This window comes from Psychrobacter sp. Sarcosine-3u-12 (genome assembly GCF_002836005.1).
GTDB lineage: Bacteria > Pseudomonadota > Gammaproteobacteria > Pseudomonadales > Moraxellaceae > Psychrobacter > Psychrobacter okhotskensis.
In genome coordinates, this window is sequence record NZ_PJBY01000068.1 from 35,592 (window position 1) to 53,094 (window position 17,503).

12 protein-coding genes are annotated in these 17,503 nt (G+C 42.8%); 7 read left to right on the top strand and 5 right to left on the bottom strand.

The window, feature by feature from the left end; all coding sequences use genetic code 11:
* The first annotated feature begins 301 nt into the window (after positions 1-301).
* The 5 genes from CXF65_RS01585 (at position 302) to CXF65_RS01605 (ending at position 6,837) form a co-directional block, all read left to right on the top strand.
* Positions 302-1,162: a DsbC family protein gene (locus CXF65_RS01585; RefSeq protein ID WP_101210790.1), complete on the top strand. Its 861-nt coding sequence runs from the start codon at positions 302-304 to the stop codon at positions 1,160-1,162.
* 318 nt (positions 1,163-1,480) lie between these two features.
* Complete coding sequence (locus CXF65_RS01590; RefSeq protein WP_025651716.1) at positions 1,481-2,842, top strand: homoserine dehydrogenase; 1,362 nt, start codon at positions 1,481-1,483, stop codon at positions 2,840-2,842.
* Between the two features lie 214 nt (positions 2,843-3,056).
* Positions 3,057-4,238: a thiolase family protein gene (locus tag CXF65_RS01595; protein ID WP_101210791.1), complete on the top strand. Its 1,182-nt coding sequence runs from the start codon at positions 3,057-3,059 to the stop codon at positions 4,236-4,238.
* Between the two features lie 639 nt (positions 4,239-4,877).
* Positions 4,878-5,726 carry a DUF2382 domain-containing protein gene (locus tag CXF65_RS01600; RefSeq protein ID WP_101210792.1) on the top strand — a complete coding sequence of 283 codons (849 nt, stop codon included), beginning with the start codon at positions 4,878-4,880 and terminating at the stop codon, positions 5,724-5,726.
* 499 nt (positions 5,727-6,225) lie between these two features.
* On the top strand, positions 6,226-6,837 hold the full coding sequence (locus tag CXF65_RS01605; protein WP_101210793.1) for a YsnF/AvaK domain-containing protein: 612 nt from the start codon (positions 6,226-6,228) through the stop codon (positions 6,835-6,837).
* Positions 6,838-6,963: 126 nt separating this feature from the next.
* Here CXF65_RS01605 and CXF65_RS01610 read toward each other — a convergent pair whose 3' ends face one another.
* Together CXF65_RS01610 and secA are read right to left on the bottom strand one after the other, a co-directional pair.
* Complete coding sequence (locus CXF65_RS01610; protein ID WP_101210794.1) at positions 6,964-7,497, bottom strand: hypothetical protein; 534 nt, start codon at positions 7,495-7,497, stop codon at positions 6,964-6,966.
* A 318-nt stretch (positions 7,498-7,815) separates the two neighbouring features.
* Entirely contained in the window at positions 7,816-10,632 is a 2,817-nt protein-coding gene (gene secA, locus CXF65_RS01615; protein WP_101210795.1) for a preprotein translocase subunit SecA, read from the bottom strand.
* Positions 10,633-11,033: 401 nt separating this feature from the next.
* Between secA and mutS the strand changes: the two genes are divergently transcribed.
* Both mutS and fdxA read left to right on the top strand, forming a co-directional pair.
* The gene (gene mutS / locus CXF65_RS01620; protein WP_101210796.1) at positions 11,034-14,168 is read left to right on the top strand and encodes a DNA mismatch repair protein MutS; all 3,135 of its coding nucleotides are present in this window, start codon (positions 11,034-11,036) and stop codon (positions 14,166-14,168) included.
* A 92-nt stretch (positions 14,169-14,260) separates the two neighbouring features.
* The gene (gene fdxA, locus CXF65_RS01625; protein WP_101210797.1) at positions 14,261-14,584 is read left to right on the top strand and encodes a ferredoxin FdxA; all 324 of its coding nucleotides are present in this window, start codon (positions 14,261-14,263) and stop codon (positions 14,582-14,584) included.
* Positions 14,585-14,701: 117 nt separating this feature from the next.
* Here the strand turns inward: fdxA and CXF65_RS01630 are convergent, their stop codons facing one another.
* The 3 genes from CXF65_RS01630 to tfpZ form a co-directional block, all read right to left on the bottom strand.
* Complete coding sequence (locus CXF65_RS01630; protein WP_101210798.1) at positions 14,702-15,208, bottom strand: pilin; 507 nt, start codon at positions 15,206-15,208, stop codon at positions 14,702-14,704.
* 250 nt (positions 15,209-15,458) lie between these two features.
* Complete coding sequence (locus CXF65_RS01635; RefSeq protein WP_101210799.1) at positions 15,459-16,865, bottom strand: sulfatase-like hydrolase/transferase; 1,407 nt, start codon at positions 16,863-16,865, stop codon at positions 15,459-15,461.
* A gap of 21 nt (positions 16,866-16,886) precedes the next feature.
* Positions 16,887-17,503 (bottom strand): TfpX/TfpZ family type IV pilin accessory protein (tfpZ, locus tag CXF65_RS01640; RefSeq protein WP_227523177.1); only part of this gene is annotated, 617 nt, incomplete at its 5' end.

Sequence of the window (17,503 nt, forward strand, 5' to 3'; positions counted from 1 at the left end):
TAGACTACCTATAGGTGCGACGATATTAAATAGTACAAATGTATTTTATTTTTCCAAATTTAACCGCCATCGATGCATTATGTTTATGATGGGTATAAAAATAGCCTTTAGAGGTTATTAAAAAAATTATGTTAATATAGCGTATATGATTACTTATCCTTTATGATTGATAAATGCGATAAAACCAGCCAATGTCGCCCTTCTTACCACACGACCTACTCGTCATGATGGGTCAGAGACCATACAAAGCCCTTTTATTATGAACCCTTGATTAGGCGTGACTGCCTAAAGGAAACACCCTATGTCCTTCTCTCCTTTTTCGAAAGCCGTGCCGACTGCTGCTAATTTTTCACGCAACCATTTATCTCGGGTCATGATGAGTGCCTTATTGGTCATCGTCGCGGCTGGCTGCTCAAACAATGCCGCCGATGCCACCAGTACTAATGCTAGCGTGGTTAATAGCGCTCAAGCCAAAACCAGCACTGCCCCAATCACGACTGAAAGCGACGCTGCTGTGGTCAAAGCACTACAAGCCAACTTAAACGCCTCTGGCATTGAAGAAAAAATTATCTCCGCCGTGCCGACTGATATGGATGATATCTATTGGGTCACCGCTGAAGGGCTGCCTGCTTTTTTTACCGACAAATCCGGCAAGCATATTATTCAAGGACAAATCATTGCGGTTGGTGACGCTGCCCCCGTCGATATTAGCGCCGCCTTAGTCGCTGGTACTGCGCAAGAAGCGCTAAAAGCCGTCGATAAAAGCGAGATGATTATTTATCCTGCAAAAGGTGAAACCAAGGCTGTGGTCTACGCCTTTACCGATGCTGACTGTGGCTATTGTCGTAAGCTGCATTCAGAGATGAATGACATCAATGCACGCGGTATCGAGGTACGTTATCTCGCATGGCCACGTAGTCAAGAATCAGTGCCTAAAATGGAGGCGATTTGGTGCAGTGAGGATCGCAATGCTGCCATGAATCAGGCCAAAATAGGCGCAGATATCCAAGGGCCTAGCTGTAGCAATCCGGTGCAAGAGCATATGGCATTGGGCGCAAGACTTGGTGTGCGTGGTACGCCAGCGATATTTACTGAAGCAGGCGAACAAGTAGGTGGTTATCTCCCAGCCGCCGAGTTGGCTCAAGCAGTTGGTGCTATCTAAGCGAACGCAGGCTATTGAACCTAAGCTACTGAATTAAACGCGAGCGATTGATTCAGTAGCTGTTATATATTTTTGATATTGTTGACCACAGCGACATTGAGTAGACGTCACAAGCGCTTGTCGGTATGATACGATAAAGCGCAAGGCAACATCAGCCACATACTTTTTTATCTAAGCATTTTTTATCCCACTATAGTGAAGCAATGGCAAGACTGACATTAGGAAGATGAGCGCAGACCGTACGTTTAGTACCGTAAGCGCATCTGATACCGTAACAGCTGGTCATTGCTGCACTATATTTAACCTTTTGAGGATACTGTGAGCAACTCCATCAAACTAGCGATACTTGGTCTGGGCACCGTCGGAACGGGCGTGATCAACTTAATCAATGATAATTTAGATGAGCTAAAACGCCGTAGTGGACGCGATATTATTATTACCGAAGTCGGTACGCGCCGTCAGCGTGATGATATCGATCCCGATATTATGCAAAACAGTGATTTGATGGCCATTGCTGCCAGTGACAATGTCGATATCGTCATCGAAGTGATCGGCGGTACTACCCTCGCAAAAGACGTCATCATGCACGCCATCAAAAACGGCAAACATGTGGTGACAGCAAATAAAGCCTTATTGGCTGAGCACGGCAATGAGATTTTTGCTTTCGCTGAAGCCAATAATGTCCACGTCGCTTATGAAGCGGCGGTCGCAGGTGGTATTCCAATCATCAAAGTGATGCGTGAAGCATTGGCTGCTAATAAAATCAATTGGTTGGCGGGTATCATTAATGGTACTGGCAACTTTATCATGACCGAAATGCGCGATAAAGGTCGTCCGTTTGCAGACGTGCTGAGTGAGGCGCAAGAGCTGGGTTATGCCGAAGCAGATCCTACTTTTGATGTCGAAGGCATTGATGCAGCGCACAAACTGGCCCTCCTCGCCTCGATTGCTTTTGGTATTCCGCTACAGTTTGATAAAGTCTACTGTGAAGGCATTACTGGTATCACCTTACAAGACGTCAACTATGCCGAAGAGCTTGGTTATCGTATCAAACACTTAGGCTTTGCGGTGCGCCGTGATAGCGGAGGCAGCAATGGCGACGATGCAGGTATTGAGCTACGCGTTCACCCCACACTGATTCCTCAAGATGCGCTACTAGCAAATGTGAATGGCGTAAAAAATGCGGTGTTGGTCAATTCGCACCCGCTTGGGCAGACGCTATATTGTGGTGATGGCGCTGGCGCTGGTGCTACGGCGTCTGCAGTAATGGCAGATGTGATGGACTTGGTTCGGGTATTGGGCAGCAAGGACAACGACGATCAAAGCAACAGTAATCAAAACAACCACGGCCACCATGTGCCGCACTTAGCTTTTATTCCTGAACAACTATCAGATACGCCTATCTTGCGTGCTGAGCAGATGATCACGGGCTATTATTTACGCGTTCATGCTTTTGACAATCCTGGCGTATTGGCTGATATCACTCGTATACTTAGCGATGCCGGTATCAACATCGATGCTATTTTACAAAAGCCTGCGCATAAGCTGGGTCAAGTACCCGTCATTATCTTGACGCTACCAGTGGTCGAGAGTCAGATGAATCTGGCCATTGAAAAAATTGAAAAGCTAAACACCATTACCGATAAAGTGGTTCGCATTCGTTTGGATGAGCTTGCTTAAGTTAGAAGCTTATCACTGGTTTTTAATAATGGCTGATTTTAGTCTTTTAAGACTTTGCTATAGATAATACTGTAGTCACATTCATGAGCCATTGTTTTAACCTTGAATAAAATCCAGCCGTACTTATATTATCGTTAACAGAAATGATTTTAGTCGCGTTTTTTTGTTTAAACACACAGACTTTTATTAAAACAAATGAAAAGGAACAACAATAATGTCAAATGATGCAATTGTAATTTTAAACGGCGCACGTACCCCAATGGGCGGCTTCCAAGGCGCTTTAAAAGACGTCAGTGCAACCGACCTAGGCGCAACAGCCATTAAAGCCGCTGTTGCTCGCTCTGGTGTTAGCGCGGACAAGATTGACGAAGTAATTATGGGCTGTATTTTGACAGCGGGTTTGGGTCAAGGCCCTGCGCGTCAAGCCATGCGTAAAGCTGGTCTATCTGATGCCACCGGCGCTGTCACTATCAATAAACTTTGTGGTTCAGGTCTAAAAGCTGTGATGCAAGCACATGACGGTATCAAAGCGGGCAGCTTCGATGTCGCAGTTGCGGGCGGCATGGAATCCATGACCAATGCTCCTTATATTATGCCAGGCGCACGTGGTGGCTATCGTATGGGCCATAAAGAAGTCAAGGATCATATGTTCCTAGACGGCTTAGAAGATGCCGAAACGGGTAAACTAATGGGTCAATTCGCCCAAGAAATGGCCATTGAAAAAGGCTATACCCGTGAGCAAATGGATAACTTTGCCATTGAGTCGCTGAATCGCGCCCTCACTGCTATTAAAGACGATCATTTCAAAAATGAGATTGAACCCGTTACTTTTGAGACGCGTAAAGGCGAGCAAACCGTCGACACCGATGAACAGCCCGGTCTTGCCAATGCAGAGCGCATTCCTACGTTGCGCCCAGCCTTTGCTAAAGATGGTACGATTACCGCCGCCAATGCCAGCTCAATCTCAGATGGCGCTGCTGCTGTCGTAGTTATGAAAGAGTCGCAAGCAAAATCTGAAGGCCTTGATTATCAAGCACGTATTGTGGCAACGGCTTCGAACTCGCGTCATCCAAGCGAATTTACCATTGCACCTATTGGCGCAATCGAAAAAGTATTAGCCGGTGCAGGCTGGTCAGTAGCCGATGTTGATCTATGGGAAATCAATGAAGCCTTTGCGATGGTGACCATGGCTGCAATGGATGAGCTAAACATTGAGCATGCCAAAGTAAACATTGAAGGCGGTGCTTGTGCCCTTGGCCATCCAGTTGGCTGCTCTGGCGCACGTATCCTAATTACCCTGATCAACTCTTTACAGCGTACTGGCGGTAAGAAAGGCGTTGCCACCCTATGTATCGGTGGCGGTGAAGCAGTAGCCGTGGCTATCGAACTGCCTTAATTATCGATTGGTAAAACTAAGCCTCATTACTTAAAAGAGAATTAGATTATTTAGAAGACAGTCAGGTTATTTAGAAGACAGTCAGGTTATTTAAAAGCAGACTGTAATTAAAATTCTAATGCTTCGCTTTATAAAACCGCATTGCTTAGCGCTCTGCGGTTTTTTTATACATAACATTTCTTGAAAACGGATTGTGTTCTTTTCGGTAAGAAATCCTTAACTCAAATATATATATCTGTCGTTCCCTTTACAGCCTCTTACACGCAATTACTTCAAGCTCACACTTTGCTACCTTGCTCATATATCTCATCCAAAATCATGATGTTAGGATAAATACAAGTTAAGGTAACAGCTGTTTAGCGCTATATAGTCTATTACCGACTAATTTTGAAAAAGTTTTTATCAGATCAAAAATTTAATTATTTTAAAAACCATTAGGGCGTGTCCTCATTTTAAAAATGGTGATAAAAATGAGGTAAATTGCAGTCAAACAAGGAAAACAGTGCAGATAATATCGAGATATTACCTAGCTATTTGATGATGTTTGGCAAGATTTAACCATTTTTAGCCCATTTAGATTGCTATCGGTTGAATTGAGGACACGCCCTAGTCATTTACTCATATAAAAGGAAGATAATAATGAGCCAACTAATTCGTTTAAAAGATATCCAAGCTACCCACCGTGATCTTATCGGTGATGATTATTATGATCCAACGGGCAAAACAGCCTATGGCGTTAATGAAGAAAAAATCGGTAAAATTGACGGCGCGCTAGTAGAAGATACGACTGGTCGTATTCGTTACTTAATCGTCGATGCAGGCGGTTGGTTTAGCTCAAAAGAAGTATTGGTACCAGCAGGTTTAGCTCGTATCGTTGGTGATGACGTGTTCTTTGATAGCCTAACGCAAGCGCAAGTAGAAGCAATGGACGTTTATGACCACGACTATCAGTATAGCTATAAAGAGCAGTACGAAAAAGATCGTCAATCGTTCGTTGCTGACAGCGTACCAACAGAAGAGCGTATGGAAATTGCTGAGCACAACTACGAAGCCCCAAACACGCTTGAGCTGCTAGAAGAACGTCTGACCGTTAATAAAGATCGCATCGTCGCCGGTTTAGTAAAAGTCGGTAAGCATGTCGTGACCGAAGAACGTAATGTAGATGTTGAACTAGAAGAAGAGCATGCCAACATCGAGCGTACCAATGTTGACCGCCCTACTGATCGTCATATCGGTGATGTGAATGGCAATGAAAGCATCGAAGTAGAGCTCTCAGCAGAACGTGCCCGCGTTGGTAAAGAAACCTACGTTTCTGAAGAAGTGAACGTTGGTAAAACAACTGAGCGTCATACTGAGACTATCGTTGAGACCATTCAGCGTGAAGAGCTAGATATTGACCGTGATGGTAATGTGGTTGATCGTGAAGGCAATATTGTCGACCGTGACGGTATCACTGCTGAAGATGTACGCCGCGCCCGTGGCATGTAACTTGTGGCACACAATATACAACAACGGTCACTTGATGCTGAAAACTAGATTCATTAAGTAGATAAGCATTAAATGGCTGTTAATAGCAGCTAAATATGTCATTCAGTTCATAAAGATCAGAGTTTCTCTCTGGTCTTTTTTTATGTCAGTGCGTGTCATCATTTAGATCGTGAGGCTTAAAATGAGGAAAATTGCAGCCAAACAAGGAATGAATTGCCATAAATATGAACATATCGACAAGATTTCTGACGATGTTTGGCTAAATTTAGCCATGTTAAGACCATTAAATGTATCAATGTGCTAATTGATGACACATCCTAACTCATATTTTTATAATTCAGCGTACTTTGTGGCGAGTTTTATAATGATGACAAGTTGTATAATCAAGTTAACAGTAATTGATAACCCTGATGTTTTATAATCATTAAGAAACCTTTAATGAAAAAGAAATCTTTAATAAAATATTTTTGAAATCTATTTAATAATAAGGAAGATTAAGATGACAGCCAATAATAATAATGAAACCCTAACAACCGATACCAATCCGCCTATTGCTGATCATAGTGCTGAAAACAAACTTCCTGCTCCTGAACATGATAGAGAGCCATTGGCTACCTTGAATCAAAAAGCCAATGGCGGGCGTTTAGAGTTACTGGAAGAACGTCCTGTCGTTAACAAAGAACGCTTGGATGTGGGTAAGGTCACGGTCACTAAGCACTCTCGAACCAAGACGATACAAGTGCCAATTGAGTTGGTAGAAGAATATATTACCGTCCGCACCGAATATAATGATGCCGAAAGTCAGGATTTACTGTCAGGTAATTACGATGATAAGGACATACTGCGCCATGTTGAACCATCGCTCGACAGCAAGGCGGTCGTGACTATCAATGGCAAGCAAGTTGAAATCGGTGATGCGCCCATTGAGATTATCTTATCGCGTCAAGTAGCGACCATCACTAAAGACACCTATGTCATTCAAGAAGTCGATGTCAACAAGAGTACCCACACCCATACTGACAATATCGAAGTCACACTTAAGCATGAAGAGCTAGACGTGACAGAGGAAGGGTTTTTGGAACATGAGCGCAGCCCTATTCAAAAGAAATAGACCGTTAATAAAAAATTGATATCAGCAATACCGTCGCGTTTTTAGGATATTTTGACTATAACTCAAAAATCAGATATAAAAAAAGCAACGACAACGTTGCTTTTTTCTTGATTGCTTGCTTATTGATTATGATGTTTTCTTACATTCATAAGTGTTCACATTAGCGGCATCTGCACCTGCTGTGCGCATCACGCCCGTTTCACGCGCTTCGTGTGCCACACGCCACTGCACAAAACCTTCTCCACCATCCATAGCAGTCTTTGCTTCAAAAACTTCAGGATTGCTAGCGTCATTGGTTTTCATCAAGGTTGTTGTGCCTTGAGCAGTAGCAATGACCACTTGGTTATCGGTATCTTTATAAGTTGCTGCAACTTGCAACTCAGGAGCACACAGATAGTTTATCTGCGTCACACCACCGTTCACCGAAGCAACAGTATCATCCTCTACCTCACTGGCTGACGCATCTTGTGGAGCGACTATCACATTATTGGGCTCGGCAGGTTCGGCAGACATAGGAACAGATTGCTCTTCGCTTATGTTGTCTTCTAGGCTCTGCTCAGGCTCTTGCTTTTGTTGACAGGCTCCAACCGTTAGAGCACCGGCCAATAAACCTGTCATCACAACAGAGGTACGCAACTGTTTTAATAATTCTACATTCATAATACGCTCCCAAATAAATATGTTAAACACTATAGCGTGTCCATAAATTCACGCCTATGCTGAATTTGTAAACAATCGCTACAAAGCCATTGCTTATTGTTTGAATAATTAACTGAATAGTCTTATCCACTTAGCAAGTATAGTCAATGAAAAGTAATATCGAACCATCATGCACTGCTGCTATTGTCGCGTTTTTAGGAGATTGTGACTATACTTTTCATAAGCGTTAAAAAAAGCCCCCATCTATGTTAGATGAGGGCTTGTTACGACCATTGAAAACGCTTTTAGGACGGCTTACTTATCCCTAATGGTAACGCTTTAGATTTTGCCGTGGCATTGCTTATATTTAAGTCCCGAACCACAAGGGCAAGGTGCGTTACGGCTGATATTCATACCAGCGTATGGATTCGGCTCATCACCGATTCTAAAGTTGCGATCCGCATTATTACCAGCACCAATCGCAGCGCCTATCCCTGCCGCGCCGCTATTAGGGTTACGATTTTGTGGTTGCCCCTGCTCTGCTGCATTATTGTCCGCATTGCTATCTAAGTTGTCGATATCATCATGCTCGAATTGCATGCGCATATGCGCGGCATTCTCACGTTGCTGCGTTTCTAATGCCGCCAGCTCTTCTTTGGTCGGGATATGGACACGTGATAAATCTTGTACTGTCTCTGACTTAATCGCCCCTAGCATCATTTGGAATAACTCAAACGACTCCCGCTTATATTCTTGCTCAGGGTTTTTTTGCGCATAACCGCGCAGATGGATACCTTTGCGCAGCTGATCCATTTGCGTCAAATGTTCTTTCCAGTGCTTGTCTAGGCTTTGCAGCATAAAATGACGCTCAAGCTGGGCGGCATCTTTTTCACCCATTTGCTCACGGCGACCATGATAATGATCCAGTGCTGTCTGAATGATTTTGGCGCGTAGCCCTTCTTCATCTAGGCGGCGATCTTCATCTAGCCAATCATTAATCGGCATTGATATCTTAAACTCATCCTCAAGCTCATCTTCCAATCCATCAACATTCCATTGGTCATCGATAGAACCTGGTGGGATAAATTGGCTAATCATGGCGTTATAAACTTCATGATGCATGACTTCAATGGCCTCTAACAGATCCATATCTGCGAGCAAATCATCGCGCTGACCATAGATCACTTTACGCTGCTCATTGGCAACATCATCATACTTGAGGAGATTTTTACGCGCATCAAAATCGCGGCTCTCAACTTTGCCTTGCGCGTTTTCGATCGATTTGGAGACCATTTTGTGCTCAATGGCTTCGTCTTCTTTGAGTCCCATGGCGCGCATCATATTGACAACGCGGTCACCGGCGAAGATACGCATCAAGTCATCTTCGAGCGATAAGAAGAAGCGCGACATGCCAGGGTCACCTTGACGACCGGCACGACCACGTAGCTGATTATCAATACGGCGTGATTCATGGCGCTCAGAACCAATGATATGCAAACCACCAGCCGCAACGACTTGGTCATGTTTGACTTGCCATTCTGCCTTCAAGCGTTTCATCTCTTCTGGGCTGACCGAATCAATGTCTTCGATAAACGACTGCCAGTTACCACCAAGGATAATATCAGTACCACGACCGGCCATGTTGGTGGCGATGGTGACCGATTTTGGACTACCTGCCTGAGCGATAATTTCGGCTTCACGCTCATGCTGCTTGGCGTTTAGCACGTTATGCTTGACGCCTTCTTGATCCAGTAAGTACGACAATTCTTCGCTGGCTTCAATCGTCGCCGTACCAACCAATACTGGCGCACCTTTGGCTTGAATGTCTTTAATCTCGCGAATGATGCCTTTATATTTTCCTAACTTGGTCAAGAAAATCTGGTCATCCATATCGATACGCGCAATGGGCTCATGGGTTGGGATCACGATGACGTCTAGGTCATACGTTGATTTGAACTCTGCCGCTTCGGTATCAGCCGTACCGGTCATACCAGACAATTTGTCATAGAGACGGAAATAGTTCTGGAACGTGGTGGTTGCCAGCGTTTGGTTCTCTGCTTGAATCTCGACGTTTTCTTTGGCTTCGACCGCTTGATGCAGCCCTTCTGACCAACGACGACCTGGCATAGTACGACCAGTGTTTTCATCAACGATGACCACTTCGCCATCATCGACAATATAATGGACGTTTTTGACAAAGACATGATGGGCGCGAATGGCGGCTTGGACGTGTGCCAATAGCGGCAAACGGCTTGGGCTATATAAACTTTCGTTTTCGCCCAGCTCGCCCACTTCGATTAGGAAACGCTCAATTTTTTCATAGCCTTTTTCGCTAATCTCGATCTGACGGTTCTTTTCATCAATCCAAAAATCTTCTTCTTCGTTATTCTTATTGGCTTCTTCATCTTTTGAACGAATTAGCACCGGAATAATAGTATTAATCAATGCATACATACGTGAAGAATCTTCGGCTTGACCCGAAATAATCAGCGGCGTACGCGCCTCATCGATTAAGATAGAGTCAATTTCATCGATAATACAAAAGTTTAATGAGCGCTGCTTTTTTTCGCCTAAACTAAACACCATGTTATCGCGTAGATAATCAAAGCCATATTCGTTATTGGTACCGTAGGTGATATCCGCTTGATAGGCGTCGATCTTTTCTTGTGGCGGCTGCTGCGAATAAATAACGCCGACCGTCATACCCAAAAAGCCAAACAACGGGCGGTTTAATTCCGCATCACGTGCCGCCAAATAATCGTTGACCGTGACCAGATGGACGCCTTTGCCACTGATAGCGTTGAGATACATCGCCAAGGTACCCATCAAGGTTTTACCTTCACCGGTTTTCATCTCAGCAATTTTGCCTTCGTGCAAGGTGAGACCACCGATCAGCTGCACATCGTAGTGGCGCATGCCATTGACACGTAGCGATGCCTCGCGGCAAACCGCAAACGCTTCCGGTAATAATGCATCTAAGCTTTCACCATTTTGGTGTCTTGCTTTAAACTCTTCGGTTTTTTGTTGTAATTGCTCATCAGACAGGGCTTGTATCGTCGCCTCATGTGCGTTGATCTTGCTGACCACTTTGCGCATGCGTTTTAATTCGCGGTCATTTTTGGTGCCAACCACACTGCCTATAATCTTTGATAACATAATTTTTTGACCTATGGAAATATTCGATAATTAGTACGCATGACAGCGCTTTACTCGCTGCTTATTCATTATTTGGCTGATTACGGTTTCATTTAAGGCAGTCCAATAAACGATTGCCTAATAACTTTATAATAAAATCTTGCCTAATGAAGTATCGCCCAATTAAGTGTGCCGTCATTATATATGGTTATGACGGCGATGGATACAAGGGCAATGAGTAGATATTTGCCGACGTAAAAACGTTGTAGGACGTGTTAAAATAGCGCTTATGGCTTTAAATTATTTAGCTTTTTAATCACCTCATTTAACGGCATGATTTGCTCACTATCCTTAGCTATTTATTATTATAAAAACACTTATTTCGCCCACAGTAAACTCATAAGAACCAAAAGAGACTCTGCATGACCGCTAAGCCGTCCGCTCAAAATCCTCATTCAGCTGAACCGTTAGTCATAGGCGATGCCATCTATCATTTGGCAGACCATACGCCGATGATGGTGCAATATCTAACCATGAAAGCCAATTATCCGCAAGCACTGCTGCTGTACCGGATGGGTGACTTTTATGAATTATTTTTTGATGATGCCAAACGTGCCGCGCAAATCTTAGACATCACCTTGACCCGCCGTGGTACGGATAAAGCAGGTAACACCATTGCGATGGCAGGCGTGCCCTTTCATGCCGCTGACAGCTATATGGCGCGGCTGATTGCGGCTGGACAGACCGTGGTCGTATGTGAGCAAATTGATGAGTCAGCCTCTGACACTGCCACTGGCACTGGCACTGGCACTGGCACTGACAATGCAAATAGCGCGTCCAAAGCGCCTACGATGGGTGACAAGCAAAAAAAAGACAAAAGCAAATCTGCCGCTGGCACTATCATGCGCCGTGAAGTGGTTAAAACGCTGACCGCTGGTACGATTACCGATGATGCGTTAATCGCGCCCAATCATACACCGACCGTGGTCGCGATTGATATTGCAATGCCAAAAGGCAACAGCAACCAAGCTTTGCAAGCCGCCATTAGCCAAATGGATTTAGCCGCTGGGACGTTAACGACGCAAACAGTAAACGCTAATAATGACGATATCGAAGGCTTACAAACTCAAATGCTGACGGTGCTCGCACGCTTTGCCCCGAGTGAATGTATCATTAGCGAGGCACTCAGTCACAGCGATGTAAATAGTAGTGGTAATGGCGAAGATTGGTTGACATGGCTACGGCAAAATCTTGATTGCCCTATCATCGAAGTCGCTGCCAATGACTTTCATCGTGAGCATGCCAGCGCAACCCTTTGTCAGCAGTTTGAGGTACAACGCCTCGATGGTCTAGGAATTAGCGATGCCACGCTTAGCCAGTCTAGCTGTGCCGCCCTTATTCATTATGCACGGCAAACCCAACAGCGCCATGTGCCACAAGTTAACCAGCTTATCGTCGAGTACAGCGATGACTATCTAATCATTGATGCCAATAGTCAGCAAAATCTTGAAATGTTTACCCCCGTCAGCAGCAATGGAACGTCGCTGATATCCGTGCTCAATCACTGTCAGACGCCGATGGGACGTCGTTTATTGGTGCAGCAAATGAAGCGTCCACTACGTCAGCATGCACGTATCAATCTGCGCTTAGAGGCGATAGCCAACCTTTTACAGACAGACAGTCAATCGGATGAAAACAAACAGCTTAAGCAAAATTTAGAAAAACATTCATTGGTCAGCAATTTACGCGAAACCTTAAATGCTATCGGTGATATTGAGCGTATCAGTAGCCGTATCGGTCTTATGAGCGCCAAGCCGCGTGACCTGCGTAAGCTCGCTGACGGTATTGCCAGTAGTGCCCAGCTCACCAGCCTACTAACGGCTGCAGGTATTAGCCATGAAGACGCTGGTCTATTGCCGATGTTGATGCAGCAATTGCCCGCTCAACTGCCAGCCGTTCAAGCGGTGGCCGAGTTAATCGAGCGCGCTATTGTCATTGAGCCACCTGCACATATCCGTGATGGTGGTATGTTGGCAGCGGGTTATGATGACGAGTTCGATCGCCTCACTCACCTTCATGACAACATCCAAGTGACCTTGGATGAGATGGTAGAGCGAGCGCGTCGAGATAATCAACTTCCCAGTCTAAAAGTCGGCTTTAATAAAGTCAGTGGCTTTTACTTTGAATTGCCTAAAATGCAGGCAAAAAATGCACCGGCGCACTTTATCCGTCGGCAAACCCTGAAAAGTAGCGAGCGCTTTATTACTGATGAGCTAAAACAAGTCGAAACAGAATATCTAAGCGCACAGACATTAGCGTTGACTCGTGAAAAACATCTGTATCACCAACTGTTGACACTATTAAGCAGCCATTTAGCGGAACTACAACAGCTAAGCGCGGCTATTGCGCAAATAGATGTGCTTAGCAATTGGGCGCAACTTGCGATCACTTATCACTGGCAGCGCCCAGTCATGAGTAACGACTTAAAAGACGCTAGCGGGTTAGAAAACAATCATTCAAAAAGTGGCTTGAATCATAACAACCAAACCAGTATCGATATCAAAGCAGGTCGTCATGTCGTCGTCGAAGCCGTACTAAATCCAACTAATATTGGAAATCGTACCAATCAAAACAGTCATGCGAAACATACTAGCCATTTTGTCGCCAATGACTGCGCATTAGGTAGCGATGAACACCCTGAAAGATTACTTCTGATTACTGGCCCTAATATGGGTGGTAAATCGACCTATATGCGCCAAACGGCTCTGATTGTACTGCTCGCACATTGCGGCAGTTTTGTGCCAGCAGCTAGTGCGCATATTGGTGATATCGATCGCATCTTTACACGTATCGGCTCAGCTGATGACTTGGCTGGTGGCAAATCGACCTTTATGGTAGAGATGATTGAGACAGCTAATATCTTAAATCAAGCAACCAATAAATCACTAGTGCTCATGGATGAAGTCGGCCGCGGTACCGCCACCACCGACGGGCTGGCCATCGCTCACGCCTGTGTCAACCGACTGCTTGAGATCGGCTGCCTGACCCTGTTTGCCACCCACTACTTTGAGCTGACACAATTGGATGCGCAAAATAAAGGTATTCGTAACGTCCATGTCGCCGCCAGTGAAATCGATGGTCAATTATTGCTATTGCATCAAATACGCGCAGGGGCAGCAAGCTCTAGCTTTGGACTACATGTCGCTAAGATGGCTGGTATTCCGACTCAGGTATTGAATGATGCCAAGCGCTATTTAGTAGACAACTTGAAAATAAATAGCGTAAAAACAGAAAACGAAAAAGTTGCAATCGATAAAGTTGATGACAAAAATGACTTAGCTAAGTCAGTAAAGGATAAACGGCAAGAGAGTTATAATAATGCTACTCTCAATCAAGAAGTAAGTCATACCATTCAAGCGGCAGACACATTGAACAATCCAAAACAAAATCAGCTATTTAGCTTACAAGATGAGCTAAGCGCGATTGATCCTGATAGTCTAACGCCCAAGCAAGCGCATGATTTACTTTATCATTTGAAGAAAATCATTAGTCATTAAAGGGAATTGTCAATTAGTGGTAAAAGCGCTAAAATGTGCCTTATTTTTAATCTATTCTATTCCGCCCAATCCAATAACAGGTAGACCTCACTATGACCTTTGTCGTTACAGATAACTGCATTCTTTGCAAATACACCGACTGTGTGGAAGTCTGTCCTGTGGACTGCTTTTATGAAGGCCCAAACTTCCTCGTCATTGATCCTGATGAGTGCATCGACTGCGCGCTATGCGAGCCTGAATGTCCCGCCAATGCGATCTTCTCAGAAGATGAAGTGCCAAAAGGACAAGAGATGTTCACTGAGCTGAATGCTGAACTGGCACAAAAATGGCCAAACATTACTGAGATGAAAGGACAAATGCCAGAAGCTGAAAAGTGGGATGGCGTGGAAGGTAAGATTCAGTATTTAGAGAAGTAGCTTGATAGCTTCGAAAGTATTTATAATAAAAAGGGCTGATGAAATGTATCAGCCCTTTTTATTACTTTCTATTATTTATCAAAATAATTTATCGGTCATGATTTTATAAACTAACTATCAATATGCACCTTTACATAAGCTAGGCAGATATTTAGTAGGGATGGTCGTGCCATCGACTGATGAACCACAGCGCCAACCGGCAATATTTTTGCCGCCATCAGTGATACCTACTAAAGCATTGCTACCAGTTTGGATAGGGGCAAGCGTCAAAGTATTCGTTGTGGTAGTTAATGCGGATAAGTTAGCTTCGTCAGCTAAAACAGTAATCATACCATTACTATCGACTGTGACGCTTTTGACATATTTAGTAGCGTCGAAATTACAAGCATTCGGTAAAATAGTAGACACGTTTACTACTGATGAAGACTGTATAACATCTACTACAGAAGTCCGGCAGCTAGAAGCTGCTAACACTACTTCTGAGAATTGGGCTCTTACAGTATAGTCTTGGTAAGCAGGTAATGCGATTGCAGCAAGAATACCGACAATAGCAATAACCATCATCAGCTCTATTAATGTAAATCCAGATTGTGTCTTAATATAGTTAGTTATGGCTAATTTCATAGTGATCTATTATTACTAAAATATAGTGAGCATTTATTAATTGATGCACGCATCATGCCAGCAATACTTATAGCCATAAAAAAGCCAAACTTAAAGTTTGGCTTTTTGGTCAATGGGCTGTGCATACATCCATTCTACTGCTCATTGATTCAATCCAAATTGTAGACTTTAGCTTTTGTCCAGTATTTTAATATATTGTAGCCTGCATGAGGAAAATATCCAACCTAAGCGTTATGTTATCTCTTATTGGTCATTTTATTTTATAATGCAACCATGTTACTAATGGATAATCGTACTCCCTAAATCTTGCAATTCCGTTCGTTATAGGTGGCTGATGGTCACCAATTAAAACGACTTCAACTCCCTTCATTTCAGGCTGGCTATTTAACTTTGCTAAACTTTCAAAAAACTGTGCTTGTAGCATCATATTTCTGCAAGTTTCATTATCTTTAATACCATAACTTTCACAATCGAGGCGCTTATTATAAATATCTTTTTGTGCATAAGTCGCATGAGCAGTCAGAGTCATCCAATAAAAAAATGATGGTTCGTTTTTCTCAAAGTAGCTTTGAATGATTGGAAAAACCTCATCATCACAAATACCGTTAAACGCTTTACAACGTCTTGCCTCAAATAAGTTTTCAGAAAATTTCACATCTTTAAAACCTGCTTTATTGTACCAACTGAATCTATCATATAACTTACCGTTTGCACCATGTAGCGCAGCGGTTCTATATCCTTTGTCTGCTAAATATTTAGGTAAACAGGAAGGGAATTCGGACTCAGCAACCATTCTTAGTCCATAACCATCAAGATCCTGAGCACAAAGCTCTTTTATTTCAGCCTTTATAGTAGAGTCAGGAGCCTGGTAAATACCATTTTTGTAAAACTCTAATAGATGTTGTTGGCTAGTTATAGGTTCTATGATCTTATTTTGCACGTCAGATTTTTTTGCTACACCTAATGACTCAACAACGATAAACAAAATCTTATTATTATATGGTCGTTCTAACATTGAAGCCACACGCTTATACTTAGTAGGCGTAAAAGATGGCGCTATACTAGCCTTTTGAACAAATCTCATATCTTGAATAGAAAACAAAATACTAGTTTGACTAGCTGCAAAATAATTATTGTGAGAACCAAAGGTTGTACCTGAACCTTCTTTATATCGAAGACCATTAACAGAAAAAAAATAGCTCAATAATAAAACAATACCACTTGCTAAAAACAAATGATAATTATCTATAGGCCTAGAAAATGATTTGATAGAAACAGGTAAAGCGATAGCATATATTAATATAACCAACACGAATACTATATACCGAGTTGGAGCTTGAAGAAAGAAAGGAGCCAAATACAGTGCTCCTTCAAGATCCATAAAAGGAAAAAGCTGAAATATAAACATCGTAACATCAGATATCGTAAGAACACTCAATGCTATAACTCCAACCCACTTATACAAAGGGCGTTTTAGCAAGATAAGTAACACTGGTATAACATAGTCTATATTTATCAATGGTCTAGATGTTTCAGTAATTATGCTAATCACTAAAAAAATAATGTTGGGGATTAGTATAAGTATTATTGCATAAATTATATTGCGAGCTTTTACAGGAGGAAAACTATATTCTTTAGACCATATTTGTTCAGACATTATCACTTCACTCTTATCTTATTACCAAGGACGCAAATCCACAATTTTAATAACTGGATTTTCACTATTTTTATCTATAAGTACTGTCATATCCATTTCATTTGACTTTAAAGGCAAAAAACTGCTTGCCTTCGGGTATTTATTTAGGACTGCTTCTACGTCAGCAGAATCATTGTAATCGTTCAAGATACTAATACTTCGGCTACGCGTTATTAAGAGTGGTTTTGCTAACTCATAGTCACTATGGAAATTTGGTAACTGGGCAGGGCTAATACCGTACTGCATCTCTCTAAAAACCAATTCTGACTTTTCAGATATACTCATTTTATCTAAATCCACATAAATATATTTAGGACCTAACTTTGGTAAATTATATTTTTTTTCATAGTCATCAAAGACATCATTTGCTCTTACCAATTCAAACCTATCAACAACATAAGCTATCCAAACAGGGCGTGCCTGATATACAGTATAAACTCCATAACCTAAAGCATTAAGCTGGAGCAGTATTATAATAGTCAAATCTACTATTAATGTCTTTTTATTTTTCTTATAAATGATGAAAGTAAGTAGTGGACCTAGTACTAAGTCAACTAACAATATCATTATGAATATTTTCCCAATTCCTGTAGCTTTAA